General features: G+C 59.1%; 11 protein-coding genes and 3 pseudogenes. 1 reads left to right on the forward strand and 13 read right to left on the reverse strand.

Annotation, left to right across the window (positions count from 1 at the left end):
* Positions 1-27: 27 nt before the first annotated feature.
* Positions 28-810, reverse strand: a complete 783-nt coding sequence (locus HHL24_RS32325) for an ABC transporter substrate-binding protein (RefSeq protein ID WP_169489359.1) — start codon at positions 808-810, stop codon at positions 28-30.
* Positions 811-935: 125 nt separating this feature from the next.
* On the reverse strand, positions 936-1,106 hold the full coding sequence (locus HHL24_RS32330) for a hypothetical protein (protein WP_169489360.1): 171 nt from the start codon (positions 1,104-1,106) through the stop codon (positions 936-938).
* 156 nt (positions 1,107-1,262) lie between these two features.
* Between HHL24_RS32330 and HHL24_RS32335 the strand changes: the two genes are divergently transcribed.
* Positions 1,263-2,411, forward strand: coding sequence for a porin (locus HHL24_RS32335; protein WP_169489361.1), 1,149 nt, complete (start codon positions 1,263-1,265; stop codon positions 2,409-2,411).
* Between the two features lie 96 nt (positions 2,412-2,507).
* On the opposite strand, the gene speB is transcribed toward HHL24_RS32335, so the two are convergent.
* From speB to HHL24_RS32390, 11 genes and pseudogenes are all read right to left on the reverse strand, one after another.
* Complete coding sequence (gene speB, locus HHL24_RS32340) at positions 2,508-3,434, reverse strand: agmatinase (protein ID WP_169489381.1); 927 nt, start codon at positions 3,432-3,434, stop codon at positions 2,508-2,510.
* A gap of 150 nt (positions 3,435-3,584) precedes the next feature.
* Complete coding sequence (locus HHL24_RS32345; protein WP_169489362.1) at positions 3,585-4,460, reverse strand: LysR substrate-binding domain-containing protein; 876 nt, start codon at positions 4,458-4,460, stop codon at positions 3,585-3,587.
* Between the two features lie 100 nt (positions 4,461-4,560).
* A pseudogene (locus tag HHL24_RS43675) lies at positions 4,561-4,886 on the reverse strand (methyl-accepting chemotaxis protein); the annotation flags it as partial.
* Positions 4,887-5,068: 182 nt separating this feature from the next.
* Positions 5,069-5,794 carry an amino acid ABC transporter ATP-binding protein gene (locus HHL24_RS32355; protein ID WP_169489363.1) on the reverse strand — a complete coding sequence of 242 codons (726 nt, stop codon included), beginning with the start codon at positions 5,792-5,794 and terminating at the stop codon, positions 5,069-5,071.
* A 78-nt stretch (positions 5,795-5,872) separates the two neighbouring features.
* Positions 5,873-6,529, reverse strand: coding sequence for an amino acid ABC transporter permease (locus HHL24_RS32360; RefSeq protein ID WP_169489364.1), 657 nt, complete (start codon positions 6,527-6,529; stop codon positions 5,873-5,875).
* A 5-nt stretch (positions 6,530-6,534) separates the two neighbouring features.
* A pseudogene (locus tag HHL24_RS32365) lies at positions 6,535-7,194 on the reverse strand (amino acid ABC transporter permease); the annotation flags it as partial.
* Positions 7,195-7,201: 7 nt separating this feature from the next.
* Complete coding sequence (locus HHL24_RS32370) at positions 7,202-8,023, reverse strand: transporter substrate-binding domain-containing protein (protein ID WP_169489366.1); 822 nt, start codon at positions 8,021-8,023, stop codon at positions 7,202-7,204.
* 34 nt (positions 8,024-8,057) lie between these two features.
* Positions 8,058-9,131 carry an ABC transporter ATP-binding protein gene (locus HHL24_RS32375; protein WP_169489367.1) on the reverse strand — a complete coding sequence of 358 codons (1,074 nt, stop codon included), beginning with the start codon at positions 9,129-9,131 and terminating at the stop codon, positions 8,058-8,060.
* Positions 9,132-9,188: 57 nt separating this feature from the next.
* Positions 9,189-10,058 (reverse strand): ABC transporter permease, encoded by an 870-nt coding sequence (locus HHL24_RS32380; protein ID WP_169489368.1) that lies wholly within the window; start codon positions 10,056-10,058, stop codon positions 9,189-9,191.
* On the reverse strand, positions 10,055-10,981 hold the full coding sequence (locus HHL24_RS32385; protein WP_169489369.1) for an ABC transporter permease: 927 nt from the start codon (positions 10,979-10,981) through the stop codon (positions 10,055-10,057). Before HHL24_RS32385 ends, HHL24_RS32380 begins: the two co-directional genes overlap by 4 nt.
* Positions 10,978-11,397: pseudogene (locus HHL24_RS32390) on the reverse strand (ABC transporter substrate-binding protein); the annotation flags it as partial. The gene HHL24_RS32385 and the pseudogene HHL24_RS32390, both read right to left, overlap by 4 nt.

The following is an 11,397-nucleotide window of genomic DNA, read 5'->3' on the forward strand; positions in this document are numbered from 1 at the left end:
CGCATCGACCTTCGCTCTGCAGGCAGGTTATTTCGCCGACACGTCGACACTGCCAAAGTACTTCTGCGCCAGCTTCTTCACGGTACCGTCGTCCTGCACTTTCGCGATCGCCGCGTTCAATTCATTAAGTAGCGCCGCGTCGCCCTTACGGACACCGAACGCGATACCACTTCCAAGGATCTTGTCGTCGCGTACCGGGGCACCGACAAACGCAAACCCATTGCCTTCCTGACGCGACAGAAATCCAGTTTGCCCTGCCGGTGCGAGCACGAGCGTCGCATCGAGCCGGCCCGCAACGAGGTCCGTGTAGATCTGGTTCTGATCCTGATACGACACGACGTTCACGTCCGCACCTTCCCAGTGAGCCTTCGCGTAGGTTTCCTGAATCGAAGCCTGCAGCACGCCTACGCGTCTGCCTTTCAGCGATTCGGGGGTTGCATCTAAGCCACTGTTGCTCTTCGCGATCAATCGTGTCGGCACACGGTAGATCACAGACGTGAAATCGATCGCCTGGCGGCGCTTCTCAGTCGCATTCATTGCCGAATTGATCGCGTCGAACTTCCGACCCTCCAGGGCGGGAATCAAGCCGTCAAACGAGGTCTCGACCCAATTGCAGGTCAGATGTGCGGTCGTGCAGACAGCATTGCCGATGTCGATATCGAGGCCTTGCAACTTGCCGTTCGGCCCCTTGGATTCAAACGGAGGATATTGCGCTTCAAGACCGAAGCGCAGCGTGCCCGCATCAGCGGCCATCGCAGACATGGACGCGAACGCGCAAGCGAATACCAGCAAGTTCTTCAGCTGCTTCATGGATGATCTCCTTTGCTTTATGTTTGGCTACGTGACGCGGATACCGAGCAGGTACGGTGACTCCGCTGGCTGCGCCGCATCTTTCAGAATCTACGCCCTGCTTGCGCAAAACGTTTTCATGGGGTCTAGCGATTAAACGTCAACTCTCCCAACGTCACCACCGAAAATTTTTCATGCGAAGCATGCGCCTGCATCATGGCCTTGGTTCGTCTACGAAGATACTCAAAATCACGCTTAAATTCCGCAAGCAGACTCACTTTGTGTTCCGGTACCTCGCCCTCGATCACGCGAACCATCTGTCGTTGCCGTATTCATTTAGCAACGCGCTGTCATTTTCGTGTCACTGCCAATAGACACTGTTCCATCGGTATGACAGCATCACGTCCGTTGCATTTTTCGGAGTGCGACTCTAAGAAAATGATACGAATTACTAATGAAGTCTGGAGATCTTAATGAAGAAGCAAGTCATCGCACTGGCCGTGTCCGCAGCATTCGCAGCACCCGTGTTCGCGCAAAACACCGTCACGCTGTATGGACTCATCGACGAGGGTTTCGACTATACGAATAGTGTCGGTGGGAAATCACTCTCCGAACTTCAAAGCGGCTACGCGCAGGGCAGTCGCTGGGGCCTCAAGGGCACGGAAGATCTCGGCGGCGGTCTGAAGGCAGTCTTCCAGTTGGAAAACGGCTTTAACGTGAACAACGGTAAGCTTGGCCAGGGTGGCCTAATGTTCGGCCGGCAGGCCTATGTGGGTTTGAGCAATGACACCTACGGTACGGTCACTGTGGGCCGCCAGTACGACTCGCTGGTCGACTACCTCGCACAAACAACAGCCAACGGCAACTGGGCCGGCTACCTGTTCTCGCATCCGTACGACAACGACAACACGGATAACTCGTTCCGTGTGAACAACACGGTCAAATACGCAAGTCCGAGTTTCGCTGGATTCCAGGCGGGTGGTACGTATAGTTTCAGCAACGACACGAACTTCGCGAATAACCGTCAATACAGCATCGGCGGCCAATATGCGAACGGCGGCTTGCTTGTCGCCGCAGCTTACCTGCAGGCGAACAATCCTTCGTCGAGCGCGATCGGCGCGATCAACAACGGTGGCGACGAGAACTTCCTGGCCAAGCGGTTGCGCGTTTTCGGCGGTGGCGTCAACTATACGTTCGGGTCGGCGACCGCGGGTTTCGTGTATACGAACACCGACCTTACGTCGCCTCTCTCAACGACTTACATCTCGGGATCGATCCTTCCGGCTAGCGGCACGCTCAACGCGCTCAAATTCCAGAACTTCGAAGTCAACGGCAAATATCAGTTCACGCCGGCGTTCTTTGTTGGTGCACAATATGTGTACACGATGGAAAGCTACGATGCGTCCTCGGGCAGCGCCAAGCCGAAAATCCATTCATTTGGCCTGATGGCAGACTACAACATCTCGAAGCGCACAGACTTCTATGTTCAGGGTGCCTACCAGAAGGTCGCTGGCGACAAGACTGGCAGCGCGTTGGATCAGGCGTATGTGCCGGGTGCAGCGGATGCTTCGTCGACGCAGAATCAGGTCGTGTTTCGCGTAGCAATCCGTCACAAGTTCTAACTGCCACACCGTATCACGCGACGCCAACGGCGTCGCGTGACGGTATGCGAGTGCCGAGCGCTGTTCGAACTTCAGCGTCGCGGCCTCGCGTGGCAGTTAACGGCGTTTAACCTGCGGCAAAACGCAGAGCATCTCGTATGCGAGATTCGCGCCCAGCAAAGCGGTCGTGCCAAACGGGTCGTACGGCGGCGCAACCTCAACAAGGTCAGCGCCCACGAGATTCAAGCCCCAGCAACCACGGATAATCTCGAGGGCTTGCGGCACAGTTAGACCGGCAATCTCCGGCGTGCCGGTGCCGGGCGCATAGGCGGGATCGATACCGTCGATGTCGAAAGTCAAGTAAACCGGACCGTCGCCGATTTTCGCCTGCACTTCCTTCATCAGCGGTTCAAGAGAACGGTTCCAGCACTCCTCCGCCTGCACGACCCGGAAGCCCTGGTCTCGGCACCAGTCAAAATCTTCCGCCTCGTAGCCGGTGCCACGCAGGCCAATCTGCACGACGCGATCACAGTCCAGCAAGCCCTCTTCAGCCGCCCGGCGGAACGGCGTGCCATGCGCAATCTTTTCGCCCATCATCGTATCGTTGACGTCCGCATGTGCGTCGACGTGAATCAGGCCAACCTTGCCGTGTTTCCGGTGGATCGCCCGCAGGATCGGCAGCGTGATCGTGTGGTCGCCGCCGAGCGTGATCGGCTTGGTGCCGTGCCGCAGGATCTCGTCATACGCAACTTCAATGCGCTTGATCGAATCGAGAAGATTGTACGGATTGATCGCGACATCGCCGATATCGGCGACCTGCAGCGAATCAAACGGCGCAGCGCGCGTCGCCATGTTGTAAGGCCGCAGCAGCACCGATTCGTTGCGAATCTGGCGCGGCCCGAAACGCGCACCGGTGCGATTCGACGTGCCTAGATCAAATGGCACGCCGACGAAACATGCGTCGAGCCCCTCGGTCGAAGCAACATTCGGCAGACGCATCATTGTCGCAATGCCGCCGCAGCGCGGCATCTCATTGCCGCCCATTGGTTGAAAGTATTCCGCCACGATTGATTTCTCCACTTGAATTGTTCTGGCCGTCCCATCCGTTACGACTCTGATCGTATTTATACGTACTTCCAAGGAAAGTGAAATAACGATTTCCGGATGTTCACGTCAACACTTATCGATGCGATTTCATTCGTCACGATGTTCCGCTATCCACTCACTAAAGAGCTTTACCTTATGCTGGTCCGCGACGCATTCGGGATACACCAGGTAATAACGCGAGCCTGTCCCTATCACGGTATCGAACGGCATCGTCAGACGCTTCGCCGCAATGTCTTCGCCGACCAGAGTCAGATCGCTGATTGCAACGCCAAAGCCCTGCATGGCGGCATTGGTCGCCATATCGAGGGTGTCAAAGCTCGCGCCGAGGTTTGCGTCGACGGCCTGTGCACCGACACGGTCGAGCCACAGCTTCCAGTCGCGATGATCGCGGGTCGGATGCAGCAACGTGTGCTCAATCAGATCGGCCGCGCTGGCAAGTGGTTTGACTTTCAAAAGATCAGGCGCGCATACGGGCGTCAGCCGCTCTTCAAAGAGCGGCACTGCACGCACGTTGGCGCCCGGCGACGAACCATAAATGATCGCCGCATCGAACGGCTCGGACTCGAAATTGACGTCGTGCTGCCATGTCGTCGTGATTTGCACCTGAACGCCTGGATGCCCGCCTTGAAAGCGCATGATCTTCGGCAACATCCAGCGCATGACGCAGGTCGGCACTTTCAGCGCGAGGTCCGTGCGCTGACGGGTGAGGCGCAGCGAAATCTCTTCGATCCGCGCAAAACTTTCCTTCACCGCCGGCAGCAGCAGTTCACCTTCTGCGGTCAGCGTGAGCCCCTTCGCGTGCCGCTTAAAGAGCGGGAACTTGTAATACTCCTCTAGTGTGAGGATCTGCCGGCTGACCGCGCCTTGCGTCAGACACAGATGCTCCGCCGCGCGCGTGAAGCTGCGGTGCCGCGCGACAGTCTCGAAGATCTGCAGCGCGTTCAAGGGTGGAAGTCGTCGCATGGTGTTCTGGAAACGAAAGTTGGAATCAGCCGTCGCGCAACGCCGACCGCTCAGGCAAACGTAACGCGTGCAGGCTATCAAGATACGCCGAAAAATGGGATCACACGATGCGGAACACGGCGACCGCGCCTTGCAACTTGATCGCTTGATCCTGCAACGATTGCGCAGCCGCTGCAGCCTGCTCAACGAGCGCAGCATTTTGCTGCGTGCCTTCGTCCATCTGCACACGGCGCGGGAAGCCTGATCTATCCCCATACTCTGTTCCATCGACGCCGCGCCGATCTCGGTCATGATGTCGGTGACGCGCTGCACTGCAACGATAATGTCGTTCATCGTTTGGGCCGCCTGATCGGCTAATTGCGAGCCCCGTTGCACGCGCTGAACCGAGTCGCCGATCAATTCCCGGATTTCCTTCGCCGCGGAAGACGCGCCCTCATGGAATGCGAGGTATTCAGGAAAGAGGCCACTTGCGGCGTACCGACAACCATTGCAGCTTGATCGAGTGTAGTGCGTGAGCGAGACGAGTACAGCTCCGCATTGGCTATCGCTCTTGCACGCTTTAATGCTCGCGACGCCCCCCGTTGCGGCGACGCAGTGACAGAGTCCGACTAGTGCAGGATCTTCGCCAGGAATTCCTTGGCCCGATCGGACTTCGGATTGGCGAAGAAATCTTCCTTACGGCCATCTTCCACGATCAAGCCCTTGTCCATGAAGATCACGCGGTGCGCGACCTTCTTTGCAAAGCCCATTTCGTGCGTGACGCACATCATTGTCATACCTTCCTGCGCGAGTTCGACCATCACGTCGAGCACCTCATTGATCATCTCGGGGTCGAGCGCCGAGGTCGGCTCGTCAAACAGCATCGCGATCGGGTCCATCGAGAGAGCACGTGCAATCGCTACACGTTGCTGCTGACCACCTGACAATTGCGCGGGAAACTTGTCCGCATGCGCACGCAGGCCGACTCGATCCAGCAGTTTCAGCGCCTTCGCGGCTGCTTCGTCCTTTGAACGACCCAGCACCTTGATCTGGGCAAGCGTCAGGTTCTGGGTGATCGAGAGATGCGGGAACAACTCGAAATGTTGAAACACCATGCCGACTTTCGCGCGCAACTTCGACAGGTTGGTCTTCTTGTCACCAACTGACTGGCCGTTGATCGCGATCTCGCCGTTCTGGAACGGCTCCAGCCCATTCACCGTCTTGATGAGCGTCGACTTACCCGAACCCGACGGGCCGCACACCACCACCACCTCACCTTTCTTTACTTCGGTTGTGCAGTTGGTCAACACCTGAAACTGCCCGTACCACTTCGAAACATCATTGATAGAAATCATTTCTACACCTGTCAACGTTATGTCACTGCATCCACTGCGCTATTGAGCGCTGTGTGCCGGTCGCGGCTGATGGTCCCATCAGCGGTGCCGCGCGACCTGAACCCTGTTTTCGAGCAAGCGCGCGTACCAGGTCAGTGGAAAACACATCGCAAAGTACAGAACTGCGACCATTCCATAGATTGGAAACGGGCGAAACGCCGTATTGGTGATCATCGACCCCGTCTTTGTCAGTTCGACAAAGCCAATAATCGACGTCAACGACGTGCTTTTAACAACTTGCACCAGGAACCCGACAGTCGGAGCAATTGCGATCTGGCGTGCCTGTGGCCAAATGATGTATCTCAGTTGCTGGCCATATGTCATGCCGAGACTGGCGCCAGCACCCCACTGGCCTCGCGGCACGGCATCGACGCAACCTCGCCAGATATCCACCAGATAAGCGCTCGTGTAGAGCGTTAGCGTCACCGCTGCAGCGCTCCACGGAGACACATCGATACCGAGCAAAGGCAGGCCGAAGAAGCCAAGAAACAGTTGCAGCACCAGCGGTGTACCCTGGAAGAGCTCGACATACCACGCAACACCGTGCTGAAGCGCTGTGCTTTTCGATACGCGCATCGCCAGCAGCACCATGCCAACGGCCCCTCCGCCAACAAAGGCGATAAAGGAAAGCAGGACTGTCCAGCGCGCCCCAATAATCAGATTGCGCGCAATATCCCATAGAGTGAAGTCGCTCATCGCTTACGCCCCGCAAAGAGACCGGAGCCCAGCTGGTTCAACATGCGCCGCAACACGATTGCGAGACCCAGATAGATCGCCGTGATCACCAGATAGATTTCAAACGACCGGAAATTGCGCGACTGGATAAAATTGGCCGCGTAAGTGAGATCCGGCACCGAGATTTGCGATACGACGGCGGATCCGAGCATGACGATCATGACCTGCCCGAGTAGCGCGGGGAACACGTTCGCGAGCGCCTGCGGTAGTACGATGTAGCGAAACACCTGCCGCCCAGGCAAGCCAAGCGCGACCGCCGCCTGGACCTGCCCGCGCGGAATCGAGTCGATCCCCGCACGGACTATTTCAATCGCGTACGCGCCCAGGTTGACGGTCATCGCGAGCACCGCAGCCTGCATCTCGTCGATATGGATACCAAGACCTGGCAATCCGAAAAACACGAAGAACAACTGCACCAGAAACGGTGTGTTCCGGATCAACTCGACATAGGCCCCGACGAGCGCGCGCGCCCAACGGGGGCCAGCCACACCGACGGCAGCCCCGGCCACGCCAACTACGCCTCCGAGCACCGTCGAGACTGCTGTGAGTCCCAGCGTCACCGCTACACCTCGCACCAGTATTTCTGTGTAAGTGTGCAGATCACTGAAATTGAATGCATAACTCATTACGTACTCACAGGTTCGCGGGCAACGAGGTCTTCAGCCACTTTTGAGAGATTGCGTTCAGCGAGCCGTCCTTCTTTGCGTGCTCAATCGTCGCGTCAACCTTTTGCATGAGTCGCACCTCGTTTTTGTTCATACCGACGTGGTCAGGCGAGCTGAACAATTCGAATTTCTGCTCAGGTTCAATGGCCGGGTGGCGCGCGAGAATTGTCGCTCCGACGTCGTTGCCCACCACCATCAGTTGCACCTGACCGGAGAGAAATGCCGAAATTGCGCCGTTCGGATCGTCGAACCGCTTGATCGTCGCGCTCGCCGGCGCAACCTTCGAGATGCTCAGGTCTTCAAGCGTGCCGCGCGCAACCGAGATGGTCTTGCCTGAAAGATCCGCCGCGCCCTTGACCGGCAGATTCTTCGGACCGAACACGGCCAGGTAGTACGGCGCGTAGGGCTGCGAGAAATCGATCACTTTCGCGCGCTCCGGCGTTTGGCCGACGGATAGCAGCATGTCCGCCTTGTGGTCAGCGAGGTACGCCATGCGGTTGTCGCCTGTCACCTGGACGAGTTCCACCTTCGCATTCAGTTCCTTGCCGATCAGGTTGGCCATTTCGATGTCGTAGCCAACCGGCTTCATATCAGCACCGATCGAGCCGAACGGAGGATAGTCTTCGAAAACGCCGATCCGCACGACACCGGACTTGGCGATCGAATCGAGCGCATCAGCATGCGCGACAGGTGCCAGCATAGTCAGCACAGCGCCACAGGCGACCGATAGCGTAAAGACCGTGTTGCCGAAAAGGCGATTCGCGACGTTGGAAAGGGATAAAGCATTCATGGTGTGCTCCTCTATGGATAGTTTTGTGTTGAGTTCAATATGTTTGGCGCGCGGCAACAAGCTTGCACGCGTGAGCCGGCAATTCAGCAAGTACCGGCATACCCAGGGCAAGACCCGGCGTCTCGCGGGACGTCGTTGCGACAGTCAGTGAGAAGCCGGAACAGTCGATCGTCGCTTCGAGCGATGCGCCCACATCGCGGATGAAGGTCACCGTTCCGCTTAGCCGGTTCGGGCCAGCGTCAGCCGACGCGGCCTTGACGCAGACGTCTTCGGGACGGATCAGCAGACGGACGTCCGAGGTGGCTTGCGTCACCCGCTCCGGTTGGGTCACGACGATCTGTTGGCCGCCGGGTAAGCTCACGCCGCCTTGCCCGTCGTGGGTGACCGGCAGGATGTTGCCCAAGCCGATAAAGTCCGCGACGAACTCGCTGACCGGGTCACGGTAGATATCGAGCGGCTTGCCCACCTGCGCAATCCGGCCCTTTTCCATGACGACGATTTCGTCGGCCATCGTCATTGCCTCGCGCTGGTCGTGCGTGACCATGATTGTCGTGATGCCGAGACGCTGTTGCAGCAGGCGGATTTCCACCTGCATCGCTTCGCGCAGCTTGGCATCGAGCGCGGAGAGCGGTTCGTCGAGCAGCAGCAGTTTCGGTTGCGATGCGATTGCGCGCGCGATCGCCACGCGTTGCCGCTGGCCGCCGGAGAGTTGCGTGACCGGCCGGTTCGCCATATGCGGCAACTGGATCAACTCAAGCAGTTCCGTGACGCGGCGGCTTTGCGCCGCCTTGTCCGTTTTGCGCAATCGCAGCGGATAAGCAACGTTCTCCGCCACCGTCATATGCGGAAACAACGCGAGCGACTGGAACACCATGCCAAAGTCGCGCCGGTTGGCGGGCAGATGCGTGATATCTCGGCCGGCGAAGTTCACGCTGCCGGAGCTTGGCGTTTCGAGCCCGGCAATCATGCGCAGCAAGGTCGTCTTGCCGCAGCCGGACGGCCCGAGGAAGCAAACCAGTTTGCCGTCCGGCACGCTCAGGTCGACGTGGTCGACGGCATACGCGGCGTTAAAGCGCTTGGTCACGGCCTGCAATGTCAAATGAGTCATGAAGATTTCCTGCTTGAGCCAGAATCGCCACGGAATCGAAGCGCAATCAATACGGAATCAGAGAGCAACGCCTTCATCGCCGATCAGCTTTTCGAGCAACCAGATCAGCGCGAAGTCGATCGCGACGATAAAAACCGCGAACGAGAACACAGTCGGATCGAGCGACGACACCGTGCGGCTATAGAGCCATACCGGCAGCGTCATCGTGTTGATGCCGTAAAGAAAAAACGTCACCGTGAATTCGTTGAACGAGATGATGAAGGCAAACAGCATGCCGGCGAGGATGCCTGGGCGCATCAATGGCAACACGACGTCGAAGAGCGCTCTGCGCGGACTTGCACCCATCACACAGGCGGCTTCCTCGAACTCCGGGCCGATCGAGGCCACAGAGGCCGCGCAGTTCTTCACCGTGAACGGCAGCGCGAGAATCACATGCGCGATGATCAGCCGGAACACGCCGAGTTCGACCGGCAGCACGTTGAACACCAGCAACAGCGACAGGCCGAGCATCACCAGCGGATAGACGAGCGGCAACGCGACCAGTTGTTCGACCGCCGACTTGCCGCGAAAGCGGTAACGGCTCAATGCATAGGCGGCCGGCACCGAGACGAGCGTGGCGATGATCATCGTCGAGACGGCGACGATCAGGCTGGTGCTGAGGGCGCTGCCCATCGACAGCGTGTCGCTCGCCTCGGGTGAGACGAAGTTGTGCCACGCCGCGCGATACCACTGCAGGCTGTAGCCGGACGGTGGAAATTCGAGCGTGTCCGACGCGCTGAACGACATCGTGATCATCGTCAGGATCGGCATCGCGGCGAGGAACAGGACGATCGCAGCAAGCAACGCGGCGGGCTTGCCAAGCTGGCCCGGCATCGTGGTGGGCAGGCGTAGCGAGCGCAATCGCAGTGAGGAGGTGGGCGTGCTCATGCGGAAGTCTCCTCGAGATGTTGCGTGCGACGCACGAGGCGCTGCGAGATTGTCATCACAGTCAGCGTCGCAACCATGAGCACGACGCCGGATGCCGATGCAGCGGGCCAGTTCAAAAGCGGCGCGACCTGGTCGTGGACCAGCACGGCGAGCATCGGCACACGGCGTCCGCCGAGCAGCAGCGGCACGGCAAACGCGCTGGCGTTATAGGCAAACACCAGCAGCGCGCCGGACACGAGTCCGGGCATCGCCAGCGGCAGCATCACGTGGCGCAGGGTCTGCCAGCGGCTCGCACCGAGCGTTGCCGCGGCTTCTTCGTATGAGCGCGACACCGCACGCATCGCGCTCGACAACGGCAGCACGGCAAGCGGAAACGCAGTCTGGATCAAGCCGAGCAACACGCCATGCTCGCGATACAGCCACAGCACCGGCCGGTCGATGAGCCGGGTTGCGAGCAGTGCGTGATTGAGCAAACCGGCCGGCCCCAGGATCACCAGCCAGCCATAGCCTTGCAGCAGCAGATTGACGAGCAGTGGCAACAGCACGCCGGCCAGCAGCAGCCGGCGCGCGAGGCGAGACTCGGTGCGCGCCATCGCGAGCGCGACCGGGATCGCCAGCAGCACCGCGCAGATCATGCTCTGAAAGGCGAGTTTGAGCGTGATCCAAAGTGACTTCATGAAGTAGCTATCGGCCAGATCCGCGTAGTTCTGCAAGGTGAAGCCGTGCCACTCGTTGCCGGTGGTGCCGAAACTCATCCGCAGCACCACGAGCGCAGCTGCCGCGAGCACGGCAAGAAACACGAGGATCGGCGTCAGCAGCAGCCACGGCCGCGCGTTCGCCAACGCGGCGCCGGGTGCGGCGGACGCCGGATCGTCCGGCGCACCGGAAGTGCGCCGCGAGGAGAGCGCGGGCATCGTGGTCATGCTGCGAAGATCTCGGTGTAGCGCTTGATCCACGCAGCTTGCACCGCGGCGAGCGACTTGTCGTCGTGCAGGACAGCCTTTTCGGCGATCTGCTTCGGACTGGGTACGAACGCGCGACTCTCAGCCGGGATCACCGCCTTCGAATTGACCGGGCCGTTCAGCACGTCGGCAGCCATGCGGCCTTGCACGCCGGCGTCGAGCGAATGGTTGATGAACGCGTGGATCAGATCGCTGTCGGCGGGGTGCGACTTCGGGATCACCGTGAACATCAGTTGCGTGGCGAAGCCTTCCTTCATGCCGTAGGTCACGCCCATCTTGTACTCGGGCTTGCGGATCTGGTCGGGGAAAAAGGCCGGGGAATAGATGCCGCCGATATCGAGCGATCCGGTGCGGAACAGATCGGCCACCTGATTCGG

The sequence above is a fragment of the Paraburkholderia polaris genome (genome assembly GCF_012927345.1).
Classification (GTDB): Bacteria; Pseudomonadota; Gammaproteobacteria; order Burkholderiales; family Burkholderiaceae; genus Paraburkholderia; species Paraburkholderia polaris.